Annotated in this window: 15 protein-coding genes; 3 read left to right on the top strand and 12 right to left on the bottom strand. The window is 71.0% G+C overall.

Going from position 1 to position 18658, the window contains the following annotated elements; all coding sequences use genetic code 11:
* Positions 1–32 precede the first annotated feature (32 nt).
* Both STRTU_RS19690 and STRTU_RS19685 read right to left on the bottom strand, forming a co-directional pair.
* Positions 33–1046, bottom strand: coding sequence for a polyprenyl synthetase family protein (locus STRTU_RS19690; RefSeq protein ID WP_159744827.1), 1014 nt, complete (start codon positions 1044–1046; stop codon positions 33–35).
* A gap of 417 nt (positions 1047–1463) precedes the next feature.
* Positions 1464–2654, bottom strand: coding sequence for an FAD-dependent oxidoreductase (locus STRTU_RS19685; RefSeq protein ID WP_159744826.1), 1191 nt, complete (start codon positions 2652–2654; stop codon positions 1464–1466).
* Positions 2655–2932: 278 nt separating this feature from the next.
* On the opposite strand from STRTU_RS19685, the gene fahA reads away from it, so the two are divergent.
* The 3 genes from fahA (at position 2933) to STRTU_RS19670 (ending at position 5431) form a co-directional block, all read left to right on the top strand.
* The gene (gene fahA / locus STRTU_RS19680; protein WP_159744825.1) at positions 2933–4135 is read left to right on the top strand and encodes a fumarylacetoacetase; all 1203 of its coding nucleotides are present in this window, start codon (positions 2933–2935) and stop codon (positions 4133–4135) included.
* Entirely contained in the window at positions 4132–4782 is a 651-nt protein-coding gene (locus STRTU_RS19675) for a GOLPH3/VPS74 family protein (protein WP_159744824.1), read from the top strand. The genes fahA and STRTU_RS19675 overlap by 4 nt, the downstream gene beginning before the upstream one ends.
* Before the next feature lie 169 nt (positions 4783–4951).
* Positions 4952–5431 carry a hypothetical protein gene (locus tag STRTU_RS19670; RefSeq protein ID WP_159744823.1) on the top strand — a complete coding sequence of 160 codons (480 nt, stop codon included), beginning with the start codon at positions 4952–4954 and terminating at the stop codon, positions 5429–5431.
* Between the two features lie 83 nt (positions 5432–5514).
* Here the strand turns inward: STRTU_RS19670 and nuoN are convergent, their stop codons facing one another.
* From nuoN to nuoE, 10 genes are read right to left on the bottom strand one after another with little or no spacing between them, the layout of a single operon-like run.
* Complete coding sequence (nuoN, locus tag STRTU_RS19665; RefSeq protein ID WP_159744822.1) at positions 5515–7167, bottom strand: NADH-quinone oxidoreductase subunit NuoN; 1653 nt, start codon at positions 7165–7167, stop codon at positions 5515–5517.
* Complete coding sequence (locus STRTU_RS19660; protein WP_159744821.1) at positions 7164–8822, bottom strand: NADH-quinone oxidoreductase subunit M; 1659 nt, start codon at positions 8820–8822, stop codon at positions 7164–7166. The genes nuoN and STRTU_RS19660 overlap by 4 nt, the downstream gene beginning before the upstream one ends.
* A 3-nt stretch (positions 8823–8825) precedes the next feature.
* The gene (gene nuoL / locus STRTU_RS19655) at positions 8826–10733 is read right to left on the bottom strand and encodes an NADH-quinone oxidoreductase subunit L (protein WP_159744820.1); all 1908 of its coding nucleotides are present in this window, start codon (positions 10731–10733) and stop codon (positions 8826–8828) included.
* 13 nt (positions 10734–10746) lie between these two features.
* Entirely contained in the window at positions 10747–11046 is a 300-nt protein-coding gene (gene nuoK, locus STRTU_RS19650) for an NADH-quinone oxidoreductase subunit NuoK (RefSeq protein ID WP_042155750.1), read from the bottom strand.
* Positions 11043–11915 carry an NADH-quinone oxidoreductase subunit J gene (locus tag STRTU_RS19645; RefSeq protein WP_159744819.1) on the bottom strand — a complete coding sequence of 291 codons (873 nt, stop codon included), beginning with the start codon at positions 11913–11915 and terminating at the stop codon, positions 11043–11045. The genes nuoK and STRTU_RS19645 overlap by 4 nt, the downstream gene beginning before the upstream one ends.
* A complete protein-coding gene (nuoI, locus tag STRTU_RS19640) occupies positions 11912–12502 on the bottom strand; it encodes an NADH-quinone oxidoreductase subunit NuoI (protein ID WP_246240848.1) in 591 nt (196 codons plus the stop codon). Before nuoI ends, STRTU_RS19645 begins: the two co-directional genes overlap by 4 nt.
* Complete coding sequence (gene nuoH / locus STRTU_RS19635) at positions 12495–13883, bottom strand: NADH-quinone oxidoreductase subunit NuoH (protein ID WP_159744817.1); 1389 nt, start codon at positions 13881–13883, stop codon at positions 12495–12497. Before nuoH ends, nuoI begins: the two co-directional genes overlap by 8 nt.
* On the bottom strand, positions 13880–16411 hold the full coding sequence (locus STRTU_RS19630) for an NADH-quinone oxidoreductase subunit G (RefSeq protein ID WP_159744816.1): 2532 nt from the start codon (positions 16409–16411) through the stop codon (positions 13880–13882). The genes nuoH and STRTU_RS19630 overlap by 4 nt, the downstream gene beginning before the upstream one ends.
* Positions 16408–17790: an NADH-quinone oxidoreductase subunit NuoF gene (nuoF, locus tag STRTU_RS19625; RefSeq protein ID WP_159744815.1), complete on the bottom strand. Its 1383-nt coding sequence runs from the start codon at positions 17788–17790 to the stop codon at positions 16408–16410. The genes STRTU_RS19630 and nuoF overlap by 4 nt, the downstream gene beginning before the upstream one ends.
* A complete protein-coding gene (nuoE, locus tag STRTU_RS19620) occupies positions 17790–18644 on the bottom strand; it encodes an NADH-quinone oxidoreductase subunit NuoE (protein WP_159747085.1) in 855 nt (284 codons plus the stop codon). The genes nuoF and nuoE overlap by 1 nt, the downstream gene beginning before the upstream one ends.
* Positions 18645–18658 lie beyond the last annotated feature (14 nt).

Genomic DNA, 18658 nt, shown 5'->3' with positions numbered 1-18658 from the left:
TCAGGCCGTAGGGGACGGCAGCTGCGGGGGCGTCAGCCCGCCCGGTGCACCACCGCGTCGCACAGGCCCTCCAGAGCCTGCCTGGCCATGCAGGAGCGCAGCGGCGCCAGCATCGCGCGGGCCTCCTGCGCATAACGCACGGTGTCGCGGCGGGCCTCTTCGAGCGCCGGATGGGCGCGCAGACCGGCCAGCGCCTCGGCGTGCCGGCCGTCGTCGGTGAGGTCGCCGGCCAGCAGCTCGCACAGCGCGCGGTCCTCGGGGGTGCCGTCGGCGCCCTCGGCCCGCGCCCGCAGCCGCAGCACCGGCAGCGTCGGAATGCCCTCGCGCAGGTCCGTACCGGGCGTCTTGCCCGACTCGTGCGAGTCGCTGGCGATGTCGAGCACATCGTCGGCCAGCTGGAAGGCCGTGCCGAGCCGCTCGCCGTACTGGGTGAGGATGTTGACCGTCGACTCCTCGGCGCCCGACATCATCGCGCCGAAGCGGCACGCGACGGCGACCAGCGAACCGGTCTTGCCCGCCAGGACGTCCAGGTAGTGGTCGATGGGGTCACGGCCGTCGCGCGGGCCCGCGGTCTCCAGGATCTGGCCGGTCACCAGGCGCTCGAACGCCTCGGCCTGGATCCGGACCGCCTCGGGCCCGAGGTCGGCGAGGATGTGGGAGGCGCGGGCGAACAGGAAGTCGCCGGTCAGCACCGCGACGGAGTTGCCCCAGCGGGCGTTGGCGCTGGCCACCCCGCGGCGCACATCGGCCTCGTCCATCACATCGTCGTGGTACAGCGTCGCCAGATGCGTGAGCTCCACGACGACCGCGGAGGGCACCACACCCGGGCTGTAGGGGTCACCGAACTGGGCGGCCAGCATCACCAGCAGCGGCCGGAACCGCTTGCCGCCCGCGCGCACGAGATGCTGCGCGGATTCGGTGATGAACGGCACGTCGCTTTTGGTGGCCTCCAGCAGGCCCTCCTCGACAGCCGCCAACCCGGCCTGGACATCGGCCTCAAGAGCCTGGTCCCGCACGCTCAGCCCGAAGGGCCCGACGACGGTCACGAGGGGTACTCCTGTCTGCTGACGATCAAACTGAATGTCGATCTGTCGCTGTCTCCACCACTGGCCAGCGTATCCGGTCGCAGTTCGATCACCGTGAGCGCCCGCCCCCCGAACCGCCCGGGAAGCACGGCGACCCCCCGGCCGGGATGTTCCGAAACGGCTGTTGACGCGGATGCGAGGCGGAAGGGCGGGACGGCGCACACGGAAGAGCGGACCGGCCACGGCAAGCATCCCCGGTCCGCTTCCGCTCCGGCAAGGGCCCGCGGACCGGCCATGGCCGGAAAGCCCTGCCCCGTTCACCGCGCCGCCTCCCGAGCGGACCTCCCGGTCACCGCCCCGAGCGAAATCACCACGGCGCAGGACGACTTCCGCATCCCTTTCCGTGTCCCCCTCCGTGTCCGCTGCGGACGCCCCGCCTCACCCGTACGCCCGCGCCACCGCCCTGGCCAGCCGGGGCGAGGCGAAGTCCGTACCGCACACAAAGCGCATCAGCGGCCCGAAGGAGGCGGCCGCCGGCAGCCCCGTGAAATACAGCCCCGGCACGGACGAGCCGAAACCGGCGTCCAGCAGCGGACCGCCGGCCCGCGCCACGATCCCGGTGCGCAGCCCCTGCCCCAGGAAGTCCAGCGCCGCCAGATCCATCCGGTAGCCGGTCGCGGCCAGCACATGGTCGGCGACGACCTCCCCGCCCTGCCCGTCGGCGCCGCGCAGCGCCAGTACGGGGCGGCCGTCACGGACCGTGGCCCGTACGATCCGCCGCCCCTGCGTTACCCGCACCCGGTCGGTGAAGCGCTCCCGCAGCCACCACGCCCCCAGCGGGACGGGCACCCGGCGCCCCAGATACCGCCGGGCGGACACCGGCAGCCAACGGAAGGCCCCGGCGCGGTACGCCGGCGCATACCGCGACCGGGCATGGCCGAACGGCGGCCGCGGACGGCGGTCCGGCGGCGCGCCGAAGCCCACCGCGGCGGGGCCGCGCGCCACCACCCGTACGGCCGCCGCGCCCGCCTCGGTGAGCAGCACCGCGCTCTCCAGCGCCGACTGCCCGGCGCCGATCACGACCACGTCCCGCCCGGCCAGTGCGGACAGGTCGCGGTGCTGCGAGCTGTGCGAGACCGGCCCGGTGGCGGACGGGCCGTCCGGGATCGCGGCGGCCAGTTCCGGCGGCAGCTGTGCCAGCCCGGTCAGGCCGGTGGCGACGACCACCGCCCGCGCGCCGACCTGCTCCCCGCTGTCCAGCTTCAGCTCGAAGCCGTCGCCCCGCCGGTCGACCGAGACCACCCGGACCTGCTCCAGCCCGGGGACCAGCCGCCGCTGCACCCACTGCCCGTACCGGACGAAGGTCTCCACGGGGACGAGGTCCCGGTCCGCGGCACAGGGCCCCTCCCCCGTCGCCGCACAGAAGTCGCCGAGGGTGTGGCCGGGCCGGGGAACGCCGATACTCGATGCCGCGGGCGGCGAGGCGAGCAGCATGCCTGCGGGCATACCGGTCCGCCAGCTCACCATCGGCTGCCCGAAGACCCGCACCGGCAGGCCGTGCTCCTGGAGATGCGCGGCCGCTGACAGGCCATACGGACCGGCCCCGATGACCGCTACCGGAGTGCTCACTTCGGTTCCTCCCTTGTATGGAGGACGGCGGTCGCCGCCGGCCAGAGAAGGAAGTTAGGCCCGAATTGCGCAGTGCGGCAAGGCTTTTCCGGACATGGCCGATGCGAGGGGCGCGGCACTCCGCGCCATCGCCCACCGTCTGCGTACGCATCCGCGCCATCGCGCCCCGGGACCGCCCCACTGATCACCGCCCGGCCGTACGCTGATCAACGGCCCCACGGCCCGCGGCCACCCGGCCCCGGCCGCCCACCGGCGACGACGCACGCGAGGAGCTGTCCATGCCCGAGCAGAGCCCGTTCGACCTGGCGGAAGGCGATCCCTTCGGCCCGCACAACCTGCCGTACGGCGTCTTCAGCACCGCCGACGCGCCCGGCCGGCGCCGCCTCGGCGTCCGCTACGGCCGGCACGTCCTCGATCTGAGCGCCCTGCCGAGCGCGCTGCCCGCCGCCATCCACCCGCACGCTGAACTGCTCGCGGCACCGGCCCTCAACCCGCTGCTGGCCGCGGGCCGTCCCGTATGGGAGCAGATCCGCGCGGCCGTCCACAGCGCGGTGACCGATCCCGCGCACCGCGGCGAAGTGGCGCCGCTGTTCCATCCGCTGGACGGGGTCACGCTGCACCTCCCCTTCGAGGTCGCGGACTATGTCGACTTCTACGCCAGCGAACACCACGCCACCAACGTCGGCCGGATCTTCCGCCCCAACGACGCGGCGCTGACCCCCAACTGGAAGCATCTGCCGATCGGTTACCACGGCCGGGCCGGCACCGTGGTCGTCACCGGCACCCCGGTCGTACGGCCCTCCGGCCAGCGCAAGGCCCCCGCGGACGAGGCGCCCGGCTTCGGCCCGTCCGTCCGTCTCGACATCGAGGCCGAGGTCGGCTTCGTCGTCGGGGCGCCCTCCACGCTCCATGAGCCGGTCGCCCTGGGCGCCTTCCGCGACCATGTCTTCGGCGTCTGCCTCCTCAACGACTGGTCGGCGCGCGACATCCAGGCCTGGGAGTACGTGCCGCTCGGCCCGTTCCTCGGCAAGTCCTTCGCCACCTCCGTCTCCGCCTGGGTCACCCCGCTCGACGCCCTCGACGAGGCCCGCACGCCGCCGCCCGCCCGGGACTTCCCGCTGCTGCCCTACCTCGACGACGCGCAGGCGGAGCCGGGCGGGATCGACATCCGTATCGAGGTGCGTATCAACGGTGAGACGGTCTCCCGGCCGCCGTTCTCCACCATGTACTGGACGGCCGCCCAGCAGCTCGCCCATATGACCGTCAACGGCGCCTCGCTGCGCACCGGCGATCTGTTCGCCTCCGGCACCGTCTCCGGGCCCGACCCCGACCAGCTCGGCTGCCTGCTGGAGCTCACCCAGGGCAAGGGCCCCTACCTCCAGGACGGCGACGAGGTCACCCTCACCGCCTGGGCGCCCGGACCCGGCGGCGCCCGGATCGGCCTGGGCGAGGTCACCGGCCGCATCCTGCCCGCGGTATGACCGGCGCCCCGCTCACCCTGCCGGAGGAGCTGCTGCTGCTCGCCCTGGAACCGGTCCGCGGCCGGTTCCAGGGCAACCCCCGGTACCTGCGGTACGGGCTGGCGGGCGCGGCGCTGGCCGATCTGGAGCAGGCCGGGCGGATCACCGTCGGGAGCGGCGACCGGATCACGGTGATCCAGCCGCTGCCGCTGGATGATCCGGTGCTGGACGGCGTGCTGGCGGCGCTGCCCCGTCCGGACAAGCGGGGCCGAGGCGTCAAGGCGGAGCGCTGGGTGCGCCGGGCCGGCCGGCCGGTCCAGGAGCTGTGTGTGCGCCGGCTGGAGGAGCGCGGCGCCCTGCGCAGGGAGACCCGGCGCGCCCTGGGCCTGTTCCCGTACGAACGCTTCCCGTCCGGGGCGGTGGATCTCGCCGGACCGGCCCGGGACCGGTTCGCCGGGGCGCGCGACGCCGGGTTCCCGGACCGCCGGAGCCGGGTGATCGCCGCGCTGGCCTCGGTGACCGATCTGGACCGCCGCCTCCCGCTCGGCCGCGACCACCGTCCCGTACGCCGGGAGATGAAGCGGTTGGCGCGGGAGCTGTGGATGGCGCGGGCGGTGCAGCGTGCGGTGCGCCAGGACAAGGCGGCGGCGGAGGGCGGCTCCGGCTGAACCGCGGCGGCCGGCCGCGGACCTCCCGTCCGGCCGCCGCGGGGCGCCGCCACGTCACAGCCCCACACCAACTCCGTACCGGCGCCGCCGCAATCCCGGGCGACGGCGCGGACGCCACCGGAGCCGCTGCTAGCCTCACGTCTCCTGACCCCCAACGGAGGAGACGTACGTGCGCAAGGCAGCGCAGATCGCCGGGGCGGCAGCCATCGCCGCGATGCTGCTCAGCGGTTGCGGAAGCAGCGGCGGCAACGACAACGGCAACGACAGCAAGCCGAGCAAGTCGCCGGAGCAGCCGCCGTCGACTCCGGACAAGCCCGCGGACGCCGCCGCGTTCGAGGGCGCCTGGAAGGCGGGCACCGAGAAGAGCCCGCTGATCCTCGTGATCCAGAAGGGCACCGTCGCGTTCAGCAACGGCCACAAGGCCGCCTGTCTGGGCAAGGTCCAGGAGATGGCCGGGATGACGATGGCCGCGGTCAAGTGCACCGACGGGGACACCACCCGCACCATGGGCACCCTCAAGCCCGGCGCGGACGGCAAGACCCTGACCGTCGACTGGAAGAACGGCCCCACCGAGAAGTACACCAAGTCCAGCGACGGCAGCGTGAAGATCCCGGACATGCCGCAGATGCCGGGCATGCCCAAGAGCTGACCGCCGCGCCACGTACACGGCCGCCGCCCGGAACCCCCCGAGGGCTCCGGGCGGCGGCCGTTGCCGTACCGCGCCGCCGCTGCTCAGCGCACGAAGACCCCGGCCTGACCGGCCAGATCGAGGAAGTACTGCGGCGCCAGGCCGAGCACCAGGGTGACCGCGACACCGATGGCGATGGCCGTGGTCGTCAGCGGGCTGGGCACCGCGACGGTCGGGCCGTCCGCCTTGGGCTCGTTGAAGAACATCAGCACGATGACGCGGATGTAGAAGAACGCGGCGATGGCCGACGAGAGCACACCGACCACCACCAGCCAGCCCGCGCCGCCCTGCGCCGCCGCCTTGAAGACCGCGAACTTACCGGCGAACCCGGAGGTCAGCGGGATGCCCGCGAAGGCCAGCAGGAAGACCGCGAAGACCGCGGCCACCAGCGGTGAACGGCGGCCGAGCCCGGCCCACTTGGACAGCGCGGTGGCCTCACCGCCGGCATCCCGCACCAGGGTGACCACGGCGAACGCGCCGAGGGTCACGAAGGAGTAGGCGCCGAGGTAGAAGAGCACCGAGGAGATGCCCTCCTCGCTGGTGGCGAGGACACCGGCCAGGAGGAAGCCGGCGTGCGCGATGGAGGAGTAGGCCAGCAGCCGCTTGATATCGGTCTGGGTGATGGCGACGATCGCCCCGCCCAGCATCGTGAGGATCGCGACGCCCCACATCACCGGCTGCCAGTCCCAGCGCATCCCCGGCAGGACGACATACAGCAGACGCAGCAGCGCGCCAAAGGCCGCGACCTTGGTGGCGGCCGCCATGAAGCCGGTGACCGGGGTCGGTGCGCCCTGGTAGACGTCCGGCGTCCACATATGGAACGGGACCGCGCCGACCTTGAACAGCAGCCCCATCAGCACCAGCGCCGCCCCGATCAGCAGCAGCGCGTCATTGCCCATCGTGCCGGCCAGCGCCGGATCGATCTGCTTGGCACCGTCGGAGATCACCTCGGCGATCCCGGCGTAGGTGACCGTGCCCGCGTAGCCGTACAGCAGGGCCACGCCGAACAGCAGGAAGGCGGAGGAGAAGGCGCCGAGGAGGAAGTACTTCACCGCGGCCTCCTGCGACAGCAGCCGCTGGCGGCGGGCCAGCGCACACAGGATGTACAGCGGGAGGGAGAAGACCTCCAGCGCGATGAAGAGGGTCAGCAGGTCGTTGGCCGCCGGGAAGACCAGCATGCCGCCGACCGCGAACAGCAGGATCGGGAAGACCTCGGTGGTGGTGAACCCCGCCTTGACCGCGGCCTGTTCGGCGGCGCCGCCGGGGACGGCCGCGGGCTGCGCCGCGAAGGAGTCCACGCGGTTGCCGTGCGCCGCCGGGTCGAGCCGGCGCTCGGCGAAGGTGAAGACCGCGACCAGGGACACCAGCAGGATGGTGCCCTGCAGGAACAGCGCGGGCCCGTCGACGGCGAGGGCGCCCATGGCGGCGATATGCGCCTTGGACGAGCCGAAGCCGCCGGCCGCCAGCCCGATCACCGCGGCGAACCCGGCCGCCAGCGCGACCAGGGCCAGCAGCAGCTGGGAGTAGTAGCGGTGGCGGCGCGGCACGAACGCCTCGATGACGATGCCGAGCACCGCCGCGCCCAGGACGATCAGCGTCGGCGCCAGCTGGGTGTACTCGATATGCGGCGCGGGGATCTTGCCCGGTGCACCGGCCGCCGCTGTCCACAGGCTGTGGACACTTGCCACGGAACTCACTTCGCGGCCTCCACATCTTGATCATGCACGGTATGGCCGGGCCGGCCCTGACCGGGCACGGCGTCCACCTGCACGGTGGGCTTGGGGTCCTTCTTGTCCACGACGGACAGGGTGTGGCCGACCGCCGGATCGATGAGGTCGGTGAGCGGCTTGGGATACACCCCGAGGAAGAGCAGCAGCGCGATCAGCGGCGCCACCACCACCAGCTCCCGCACCCGGAGGTCCGGCATGCTCTTCACCTCGGTCTTCACCGGCCCGGTCATCGTCCGCTGGTAGAGCACGAGGACGTACAGCGCGGCGAGGACGATGCCCAGGGTCGCGATGATCCCGATCACCGGATAGCGGCTGAACGTGCCGACCAGGACCAGGAATTCGCTGACGAACGGCGCCAGACCGGGCAGCGACAGGGTCGCGAGACCGCCGATCAGGAACGTCCCGGCGAGGACCGGGGCGACCTTCTGGACACCGCCGAAGTCCCCGATCAGGCGCGAGCCGCGGCGGCTGATCAGGAACCCGGCCACCAGCATCAGGGCGGCGGTCGAGATGCCGTGGTTGACCATGTAGAGCGTCGCGCCGCTCTGGCCCTGGGTGGTCATCGCGAAGATGCCCAGGATGATGAAGCCGAAGTGGGAGATCGAGGCATAGGCGATCAGCCGCTTGATGTCCCGCTGGGCGACCGCCAGCAGCGCCCCGTAGAGCACGCTGATCAGCGCGAGCACCAGGATGACGGGCGTCGCCCAGCTGCTGGCCTCCGGGAACAGCTGGAGGCAGAAGCGGAGCATCGCGAACGTGCCGACCTTGTCGACCACCGCGGTGATCAGCACCGCGACCGGCGCCGTCGACTCGCCCATGGCGCCCGGCAGCCAGGTGTGCAGCGGCCACAGCGGCGCCTTCACCGCGAAGGCGAAGAAGAAGCCGAGGAAGAGCAGCCGCTCCGTGCCGGTGCCGATGTCCAGCTTTCCGGCCGCCCGTGCCTCGACGATCTGCTGGAGCGAGAAGGTGCCGCTGCCGAGCTGGTCGGCGGTGACGGCGTACAGCCCGATCACGGCGGCCAGCATGATCAGTCCGCCGGCCAGGTTGTAGAGCAGGAACTTGACCGCGGCGTACGACCGCCGGCCCGCTTCCTGCTCCTCGCCGTCCCCGCCCGCACGGTCCCCGAAGCCGCCGATGAGGAAGTACATCGGGATCAGCATGGCTTCGAAGAAGATGTAGAAGAGGAAGACATCGGTGGCCTCGAAGGAGAGCACCACCATCGCCTCGACCGCCAGGATCAGCGCGAAGAAGCCCTGGGTGGGCCGCCAGCGCCGGTTGGGCTCGGCCTCTTCCAGGGGGTCGGCGTCATGCCAGCCCGCCAGGATGACGAAGGGGATCAGCAGGGTGGTCAGCGCGATCAGGGCGACCGCGATGCCGTCCACGCCGAGTTCGTAGCGGACGCCGAAGTCGCTGATCCAGGCATGGGATTCGGTGAGCTGGAAGGGGCCCTTCGCGCCCGGGTCGAAGCGGAACGCGACGACCAGGGCCAGCGCGAAGGTGGCCAGCGAGAACAGCAGCGCGAGCCATTTGGCCGCGGTGCGCTTGGCGGCGGGCAGCGCGGCGGTGGCGATCGCACCGACCGCCGGTACCACGGCCACCGCCGTCAGCAGGGGGAACGACATGGCTCAGACTCCCCTCATCAGCAGGGTCGCGGCGACGAGAACGGCGGCCCCGCCCAGCATCTGGACCGCGTACGAACGGACGAATCCGGTCTGCAACCGGCGCAGCAGGCCGGAGAGTCCGCCCATCGACGCCGCCGTGCCGTTGACCGCGCCGTCCACGAGGGTGCGGTCGAGCTGGACGAGGGTGCCGGTGAGCTCCTGGCCGCCGCGCACGAACACGAGGTCGTTGAAGTCGTCCTGGAGCAGATCGCGGCGGGCGGCCCGGGTCAGCAGCGAGCCGCGCGGGGCCAGGGCCGGCACGGGCTTGCGGCCGTACATCCCCCAGGCGATGCCGACCCCGATGAGCAGCACCACGATCGTCGCGGCGGTGACCGTGGTGGCACTGACCGGCGGGTGGCCGTGGGCGAACGAGGTGACCGGCTCCAGCCACTTCACAAAGGCCTCGTTGACGCTGAACAGCCCGCCCGCGAAGACCGATCCGAGGGCCAGCACGATCATCGGGAGCGTCATGACCTTCGGCGACTCGTGCGGATGCACCTCGCTGGGGTCCCAGCGCTTCTCGCCGAAGAAGGTCATCAGCATCACCCGTGTCATGTAGAACGCGGTGATCGCGGCGCCCAGCAGGGCCGCGCCGCCGAGGATCCAGCCCTCGGTGCCGCCCTTGGCGAACGCCGCCTCGATGATCTTGTCCTTGGAGAAGAAGCCGGACAGCCCCGGGAAGCCGATGATCGCCAAATAGCCGAGGCCGAAGGTGACGAACGTGACCGGCATGTACTTCCGCAGGCCGCCGTAACGGCGCATGTCCACCTCGTCGTTCATCCCGTGCATCACGGAACCGGCGCCGAGGAAGAGGCCCGCCTTGAAGAAGCCGTGGGTGACCAGGTGCATGATCGCGAAGGCGTAGCCGATCGGACCGAGGCCGGCGGCCAGGATCATGTAGCCGATCTGCGACATCGTCGAACCGGCCAGCGCCTTCTTGATGTCGTCCTTGGCGCAACCGACGATCGCACCGAAGAGGAGCGTGACCGCACCGACCACGACGACCGCCAGCTGGGCGGTCGGGGCGGCATTGAAGATCGCCCCGGAGCGGGTGATCAGATACACCCCGGCGGTGACCATCGTGGCGGCGTGGATCAGGGCCGAGACCGGGGTCGGGCCCTCCATCGCGTCCCCGAGCCAGGACTGGAGCGGTACCTGCGCCGACTTGCCGCAGGCGGCCAGCAGCAGCAGCAGCCCGAGGGCGGTCAGCTTGCCCTCGGAGCCCGGCGCGGCAGCGCCTGATGTCATCGTGCCGGTGGCGGCGAGGACCGGGCCGAAGGCGAAGGTCCCGAACGTCGTGAACATCAGCATGATCGCGATGGACAGGCCCATATCGCCGACGCGGTTGACCAGGAACGCCTTCTTGGCGGCGGTGGCCGCGCTCGGCTTGTGCTGCCAGAAGCCGATGAGCAGGTACGAGGCGAGGCCGACGCCCTCCCAGCCGACGTACAGCAGAAGGTAGTTGTCGGCGAGGACGAGCAGCAGCATCGCCGCGAGGAAGAGATTGAGGTAGCCGAAGAAGCGGCGGCGCCGCTCGTCGTGCTCCATATAGCCGATCGAATAGATGTGGATCAGCGAGCCGACACCGGTGATCAGCAGGACGAACGTCATGGACAGCTGGTCGAGCTGGAAGGCGACGTCGGCCTGGAAGCCGCCGACCGGGATCCAGCTGAACAGATGCTGATGCAGGGCACGGTCCTCGGCGCCCCGCCCGAGCATATCGGCGAAGAGCACCACCCCGACGGCGAACGACGCCACCGAGAAGAATGTGCCGATCAAGTGGCCGGTGCGGTCGAGTCGATTGCCACCGCACAGCAGCAGTGCCGCACCGACCAGCGGTGCCGCGACAAGCAGCGCGATCAAGTTCTCCACTTTGTGCGACCCCTTACAGCTTCATCAGGCTGGCGTCGTCGACCGAGGCCGTATGACGGGTGCGGAAGATCGACACGATGATCGCCAGACCGACCACGACCTCGGCCGCGGCGACGACCATCGTGAAGAAGGCGATGATCTGGCCGTCCAGATTCCCGTGCATCCGCGAGAAGGTGACGAAGGCGAGATTGCAGGCGTTGAGCATCAGCTCGATGCACATGAACACCACGATGGCGTTCCGCCTGATCAGCACCCCGGCCGCGCCGATGGTGAACAACAGGGCGGCGAGATAGAGGTAGTAGACCGGGCTCATTTCTTGGCCCCCTCCTTGTGCTCCTTCGACGCCGGGCCACCGGACGACGACGGGCCGGGCTCGTCCTCGGAGCCACGGCCCAGCCAGTCCTCGGAGCGCCGCTCCAGCGCCTTCAGCTCGGCGAGCGACGCCACGGAGACATCCCGGATCTGGCCGCGCCCCCGCAGCGTCGGATTGACGCTGAGCTCGGACACCGTGCCGTCGGGCAACAGGCCCGGGATGTCCACGGCGTTGTGCCGGGCGTAGACCCCCGGTGCGGGCAGCGGCGGCACCTGCTTGCCCTCGCGGATACGCGCCTCGGACTGCTCCCGCTGGGTCTTCGCGCGCTCCGTGCGCTCCCGGTGGGTGAGCACCATCGCGCCGACCGCCGCCGTGATCAGCAGCACGCCGGTGACTTCGAAGGCGAAGACGTACTTGGTGAAGATCAGCGCCGCCAGGCCCTGCACATTGCCGCCGGCGTTGGCCTCGCCCAGGCCGTTGAACTCCTTGAGCGAGGCGTTGCCGATACCGGCGATCAGCAGGATGCCGAAGCCGAGGCCCGCACCGGCGGCGAGCCAGCGCTGGCCCTTGAGCGTCTCCTTGAGGGAGTCCGCCGCGGTGACACCGACCAGCATGACGACGAACAGGAACAGCATCATGATCGCGCCGGTGTAGACGACGATCTGGACGACGCCGAGGAAGTAGGCGCCGTTGGCGAGGTAGAAGACCGCCAGGACGATCATGGTCCCGGCGAGCGAGAGCGCGCTGTGCACCGCGCGCCTCATCAGGATCGTGCACAGCGCGCCGATGACGGCGACGCTGCCCAGGATCCAGAACTGCACGGCCTCCCCCGTGGACGTCATGGAGGCCGCGGCGGCGAGGCCGGTCATGCGCGCGCCCCCTTCTCCTGAGAGTTCCCGTCGGCCTTCTCGCCCTTGGAGGTGGCGGTCTGACGGACCGTCCCCGGCGCGGCCTCGGTCACCAGGCCCTTGTAGTAGTCCTTCTCCGTCATGCCGGGGTAGATCGCATGCGGGCTGTCGACCATGGTCTCCTCCAGGCCCGCGAGCAGCTCTTCCTTGGTGTAGATGAGCGATTCACGGGACCGGTCGGCGAGTTCGTACTCATTGGTCATGGTCAGCGCGCGGGTCGGGCAGGCCTCGACGCACAGACCGCACAGGATGCAGCGCAGATAGTTGATCTGGTAGACGCGGCCGTAGCGCTCGCCCGGGGAGTAGCGCTCCTCGTCGGTGTTGTCCGCGCCCTCGACATAGATCGCGTCCGCCGGGCAGGCCCAGGCGCACAGCTCGCAGCCGATGCACTTCTCCAGCCCGTCCGGATGCCGGTTGAGCTGGTGGCGGCCGTGGAAACGCGGCGCCGTCGGCTTCTTCTCCTCCGGATACTGCTCGGTCAGCCGCTTCTTGAACATGGCCTTGAAGGTCACGCCGAAGCCGGCCACGGGGTTCTGGAACTCAGGCACCGTCGCCCCCCTTTCCGTCGTTTCCGATTCCGTCACTGACAGTGTCCACCCCGCCACTGACAATCAACTCCCGCTCCCGGCGCGGCCTGCGGCGCGGCACCGGCGGAAGGCTCTGTCCGGGCAGCGGCGGCACGGGGAAGCCGCCGGCCATCGGGTCGAAGGCCCCGTCGCCGTCCGTCTCCTCCTCCTTCTCGGCACGCCGGAAGAAGTCCACGAGGAGGGAGATCAGCAGCAGCACGACGGCGCTGCCCGCGACGTACAGCACGATCTGGGAGAAGTTGTAGCCCTCGTTCTTCAGCGCCCGGACGGTGGCGACCAGCATCAGCCAGACCAGCGAGACCGGGATGAGGACCTTCCAGCCCAGCTTCATGAACTGGTCGTAGCGCACCCGGGGAAGGGTGCCGCGCAGCCAGATGAAGAAGAACAGCAGCAGCTGCACCTTGAGCGTGAACCAGAGCAGCGGCCACCAGCCGTGGTTCGCGCCTTCCCAGAAGGTGGAGATCGGCCAGGGGGCCCGCCAGCCGCCCAGGAAGAGGGTGATCGCGACGGCCGAGACGGTCACCATGTTGATGTACTCGGCGAGCATGAACATCGCGAACTTGATGGACGAGTACTCGGTGTTGAAGCCGCCGACGAGGTCGCCCTCGGACTCCGGCATGTCGAACGGCGCGCGGTTGGTCTCACCCACCATCGCGACGATGTAGATGATGAACGACACCGGCAGCAGCAGGATGTACCACCGGTTCTGCTGCGACTCCACGATGGTCGACGTCGACATCGACCCGGAGTAGAGGAACACCGCCGCGAACGACATCCCCATCGCGATCTCGTACGAGATCATCTGCGCGCACGAGCGCAGCCCGCCGAGCAGCGGATAGGTCGAGCCGGAGGACCAGCCCGCCAGCACGATCCCGTAGATGCCGACCGAGGCCGTGGCCAGGATGTAGAGGATGCCGATCGGCAGGTCCGTGAGCTGCATCGGGGTACGGACACCGAAGATGGAGATCTCGTTGCCCGCGGGCCCGAAGGGGATCACCGCGATCGCCATGAAGGCCGGAATGGCCGCCACCACCGGCGCCAGGAGGTAGACCAGCTTGTCGGCCCGCTTGACGACCAGGTCCTCCTTCAGCATCAGCTTGATGCCGTCGGCGAGGGACTGCAGCATCCCCCAGGGGCCGTGCCGGTTGGGGCCGATGCGCAGCTGCATCCATGCGACGACCTTGCGTTCCCAGACGATCGAGAACAGCACCGTCAGCATCAGGAACGCGAAGCAGAAGACCGCCTTGATGACGACGAGCCACCACGGGTCGCGGCCGAACATCGACAGGTCTTCCTGGGCCAGCGCGCTCCCGGCGGCGGCGAGTTGATCGAGCTGCATCATGCGTCCACCTCCTCGGCCGGCTCCGGGGTGCCCGGGGCGGCGGAGATCGTCACCAGGTCACCGGGGCGGGCCCCGGTATCGGCGGCGATGCCACCGCCCGTCGAGTTGAGTGGCAGCCACACCACCCGGTCGGGCATCGGCGTGACCTGGAGCGGCAGCCGGACCGAGCCGGCCGGACCGGTGACCGCCAGCAGATCCCCGTCCTTGACCCCGGTCTCCTGCGCCGTGATCTCCGACAGGCGGGCGACCGCGGCGTGCCTAGTACCGGCCAGCGCCTTGTCGCCTTCCTGGAGCCGCCCCTGGTCCAGCAGCAGCCGGTGACCGGCCAGCACGGCCTCCCCGCTGTCGGGGCGGGGCAGCGCACGCCCGGTCTCCACGGGCTCGCCCGCGTACGGACCGTCCCAGCCGCCCAGCCGGTCCAGTTCACGGCGTACGGCGCGGATGTCCGGCAGCGCCAGATGGACATCAAGGGCGTCGGCGAGCATGTGCAGCACCCGCGAGTCCGGCAGCAGATGCCGCCGGGTCATCTGGTCCGGTTTGAGCGCGGCCTCGAACAGCCGCGCCCGGCCCTCCCAGTTGAGGAAGGTCCCGTCCTTCTCCACCACGGCCGCCACCGGGAAGACCACATCCGCCCGCTCGGTGACCTGCGAGGGCCGCAGCTCCAGGCTGACCAGGAAGCCGACCTGGTCCAGCGCGGCCAATGCGCGGGCCGGGTCCGGCAGATCGGCGACCTCGACGCCCGCCACCAGGAGCGCACTGAGCTCACCGGTCGCCGCGGCCTCGATGATCTGGCCGGTGTCCCGGCCGTGCCGGTGCGGCAGCGCGGCCACACCCCAGGCGGCGGCGACCTCGTCGCGCGCCCGCGGATCGGTGGCCGGCCGCCCGCCCGGCAGCAGACCCGGCAGCGCGCCCGCCTCGACGGCGCCGCGCTCCCCCGCCCGCCGCGGGATCCACACCAGGCGGGCCCCGGTGGCCGACGCCAGACGCAGCGCGGCGGTCAGCGCGCCGGGCACCGCCGCCAGCCGCTCCCCGACGACGATCACCGAACCGTCGGCCCGCAGCGCCTCGGCCGCGGTACGGCCCTCACCCTCCAGGCCGGCCCCGCCCGCGAGCGCGTCCAGCCATTCGGTCTCCGTACCGGGAGCGGACGGCAGCAGCGTGCCACCGGCCTTGATCAGCCCGCGCGAGGCGTAAGCGGCCAGCCCGTAGGTGCGCTGTCCGCTCCTGCGGTGCGCCTTGCGCAGCCGCAGGAAGACGCCCGGGGCCTCCTCCTCGGCCTCGATTCCGGCCAGCAGTACGGCCGGTGCCTTCTCCAGCGCGGTGTACGTGACACCCCCGCCGTCCAGATCACGGCCGCGCCCGGCGACCCGGGACGCCAGGAAGTCGGCCTCCTCGGCGCTGTGCACCCTGGCCCGGAAGTCGATGTCGTTGGTGCCCAGCGCGATCCGGGCGAACTTGGCGTAGGCGTAGGCGTCCTCGACGGTCAGCCGGCCGCCGGTCAGCACGCCGGTGCGCCCCTTGGCGGCGGCCAGCCCGCGGGCCGCCGCCTCCAGGGCCGCCGGCCAGCTCGTCGGCTCCAGTTCACCGGACTCCGGATTGCGCACCAGGGGGTGCTCCAGCCGGTCGCGCTGCTGCGCGTACCGGAAGGCGAACCGGCCCTTGTCGCAGATCCACTCCTCGTTGACCTCGGGGTCGTCTGCCGCCAGCCGCCGCATCACCTTGCCGCGCCGGTGGTCCGTACGGGTCGCGCAGCCGCCCGCGCAGTGCTCGCACACCGACGGCGAGGAGACCAGGTCGAACGGGCGGGAGCGGAAGCGGTACGCGGCGGAGGTGAGCGCGCCGACCGGGCAGATCTGAATGGTGTTGCCGGAGAAGTACGACTGGAAGGGGTCGCCCTCGCCGGTGCCGACCTGCTGGAGGGCGCCGCGCTCGACGAGCTCGATCATCGGGTCGCCGGCGATCTGGTTGCTGAAGCGGGTGCAGCGCGCACACAGCACACAGCGCTCGCGGTCCAGCAGCACCTGGGTGGAGATCGGCACCGGCTTCTCGAACGTGCGCTTCCTGCCTTCGAAGCGCGACTCCGGGTCGCCGACCTGCATCGCCTGGTTCTGCAGCGGGCACTCGCCGCCCTTGTCGCAGACCGGGCAGTCCAACGGGTGGTTGATCAGCAGCAGCTCCATGACCCCGCGCTGGGCCTTCTCGGCCACCGGGGAGGTCAGCTGCGACTTGACGACCATGCCGTCGGTGCAGGTGATGGTGCAGGAGGCCATCGGCTTGCGCTGGCCCTCGACCTCCACGATGCACTGGCGGCAGGCGCCCGCCGGGTCCAGCAGCGGATGGTCGCAGAAGCGCGGGATCTCGATGCCGAGGAGTTCGGCGGCGCGGATGACCAGCGTCCCCTTGGGGACGGAGATCTCGATGCCGTCGATCGTCAGGGTGACGAGGTCCTCCGGCGGGATCGCTGCCTCGCCGCCCCCCGAGGGACGCGCGGCGGAGCCGCTGTCCGACCCCGTGGTCGTGACGGTCATGCCTTCACCCCCAGGTGAGCGTCGTTGTCGGCCCAGAGGGTCGACCTGGCCGGGTCGAAGGGACAGCCCTTGCCGGTGATGTGCTGCTCGTACTCCTCGCGGAAGTACTTGAGCGAGGAGAAGATCGGCGAGGCGGCGCCGTCGCCGAGGGCGCAGAAGGACTTGCCGTTGATGTTGTCGGCGATGTCGTCGATCTTGTCGAGGTCGGCGGGCTGCCCCTTGCCGGCCTCGATGTCGCGCAGCAACTGCACCAGCCAGTACGTCCCTTCACGGCAGGGTGTGCACTTGCCGCAGGACTCATGGGCGTAGAACTCGGTCCAGCGGGTGACCGCCCGGACCACACAGGTGGTCTCGTCGAAGCACTGGAGCGCCTTGGTGCCGAGCATCGAACCGGCCGCGCCGACGCCCTCGTAGTCGAGGGGCACATCGAGGTGCTCGTCGGTGAACATCGGCGTCGAGGAGCCGCCCGGCGTCCAGAACTTCAGCCGGTGGCCGCGGCGCATCCCGCCGCTCATGTCCAGCAGCTGCCGCAGGGTGATGCCCAACGGGGCCTCGTACTGGCCGGGGTTGGCGACATGCCCGCTGAGCGAGTAGAGGGTGAAGCCCGGGGACTTCTCGCTGCCCATGGACCGGAACCAGTCCTTGCCCCGGTTCATGATCGCGGGAACTGACGCGATGGACTCGACGTTGTTCACGACAGTGGGGCAGGCGTACAGGCCCGCCACCGCCGGGAAGGGAGGACGCAGCCGGGGCTGTCCGCGACGGCCCTCCAGGGAGTCCAGCAGCGCGGTCTCCTCACCGCAGATGTACGCGCCAGCGCCCGCGTGCACGATCACATCCAGGTCGAGCCCCGAGCCCAGGATGTTCTTCCCGAGGAAGCCCGCCGCATAGGCCTCGCGCACGGCCTCGTGCAGCCGCCGCAGGACGGGCACGACCTCGCCGCGCAGATAGATGAAGGCGTGCTGCGAGCGGATCGCATGGCAGGCGATCACGATGCCCTCGATGAGGGAGTGCGGGTTCGCGAAGAGCAGCGGGATGTCCTTGCAGGTCCCGGGCTCGGACTCATCGGCGTTGACGACCAGGTAGTGCGGTTTGCCGTCGCCCTGCGGGATGAACTGCCACTTCATCCCGGTCGGGAAGCCCGCACCGCCGCGGCCGCGCAGCCCGGAGTCCTTGATGTAGGCGATGACATCGTCCGGGGGCATCGCGAGCGCCTTGCGCAGCCCCTCGTAGCCCTCGTGCCGACGGTAGGTCTCCAGCGTCCAGGACGCGGGCTGATCCCAGAAGGCGGACAGGACGGGCGTCAGAAGCTTCTCGGGGTGGGAATCCCCGCCGGCCTCGGGCCGGGAGGCACCTCCGTGTTCGGCTGCCACTGTCATCACTCCCCCTCCTCTGCTGTGGGGCCGGCCGGGTGCTCCCTGTCGGAGGCCGACGTCTGCTGCGGTGCGTCGTGGGAGCTGGGGTGGCCCGGGGGCGCCTCCTCGGCGGGATGCCCGCTCGGGGGCTCGTCAGTGGCCGGGCCGTCGGCCGTGGTCCGCGGGGAGACGACATGGTCGGCGCCGCGTCCGGGCACCGCCTCGCCCCTGGCCAGCCGCAGCCCGATCAGCGAGGCGGCACCGGCGCCGCCGGTGGCCTCGACGGCGCCCGGCCGCTCGTCCGGGAAGCCGGCCAGCATCCGGGCGGTGTCCTTGAAGGCGCACAGCGGCGCACCCCGGGTGGGCTCGACGGTCCGGCCGGCCCGCAGGTCGTCGACCAGCTGCCGGGCGGTCTCCGGCGTCTGGTTGTCGAAGAACTCCCAGTTGACCATCACGACCGGGGCGAAGTCGCAGGCCGCGTTGCACTCGATGTGTTCGAGGGTGACCGCGCCGTCCTCGGTGGTCTCGCCGTTGCCGACGCCGAGGTGCTCCTTGAGCTCCTCGAAGATCGCGTCACCGCCCATCACCGCGCACAGCGTGTTGGTGCAGACCCCGACCTGGTAGTCCCCGCTGCGCTTGCGGCGGTACATGGAGTAGAAGGTCGAGACGGCGGTGACCTCGGCGGTGGTGAGGTCGAGCATCTCGGCGCAGAAGCGGATGCCGGTACGGGTGACATGCCCCTCCTCGGCCTGTACGAGATGCAGCAGCGGCAGCAGCGCCGAGCGCGCGCCGGGGTAGCGGGCGATCACCTCCTTGGCGTCCGCTTCCAGCCGGGCCCGTACGTCCGCCGGGAAATCGGGGGCGGGGAGTGCGGGCATCCCCAGCTGCACGT

This window comes from Streptomyces tubercidicus, assembly GCF_027497495.1.
Taxonomy (GTDB): domain Bacteria; phylum Actinomycetota; class Actinomycetes; order Streptomycetales; family Streptomycetaceae; genus Streptomyces; species Streptomyces tubercidicus.
Note: the sequence above shows the minus strand (reverse complement) of the source record. Positions and strands in the feature narration are given on the sequence as shown.

What these genes read in the sequence shown, in the direction of transcription:
- fahA (WP_159744825.1), top strand. Translation starts at nt 2,933, where the DNA reads ATGCCCGAGCAGAGCCCGTTCGACCTGGCGGAAGGCGATCCCTTCGGC.
- STRTU_RS19675 (WP_159744824.1), top strand. Translation starts at nt 4,132, where the DNA reads ATGACCGGCGCCCCGCTCACCCTGCCGGAGGAGCTGCTGCTGCTCGCC.
- STRTU_RS19660 (WP_159744821.1), bottom strand. Translation starts at nt 8,822, where the DNA reads ATGTCGTTCCCCCTGCTGACGGCGGTGGCCGTGGTACCGGCGGTCGGT.
- nuoK (WP_042155750.1), bottom strand. Translation starts at nt 11,046, where the DNA reads ATGAGCCCGGTCTACTACCTCTATCTCGCCGCCCTGTTGTTCACCATC.
- STRTU_RS19645 (WP_159744819.1), bottom strand. Translation starts at nt 11,915, where the DNA reads ATGACCGGCCTCGCCGCCGCGGCCTCCATGACGTCCACGGGGGAGGCC.
- nuoH (WP_159744817.1), bottom strand. Translation starts at nt 13,883, where the DNA reads ATGATGCAGCTCGATCAACTCGCCGCCGCCGGGAGCGCGCTGGCCCAG.
- STRTU_RS19630 (WP_159744816.1), bottom strand. Translation starts at nt 16,411, where the DNA reads ATGACCGTCACGACCACGGGGTCGGACAGCGGCTCCGCCGCGCGTCCC.
- nuoF (WP_159744815.1), bottom strand. Translation starts at nt 17,790, where the DNA reads ATGACAGTGGCAGCCGAACACGGAGGTGCCTCCCGGCCCGAGGCCGGC.
- nuoE (WP_159747085.1), bottom strand. Translation starts at nt 18,644, where the DNA reads ATGCCCGCACTCCCCGCCCCCGATTTCCCGGCGGACGTACGGGCCCGG.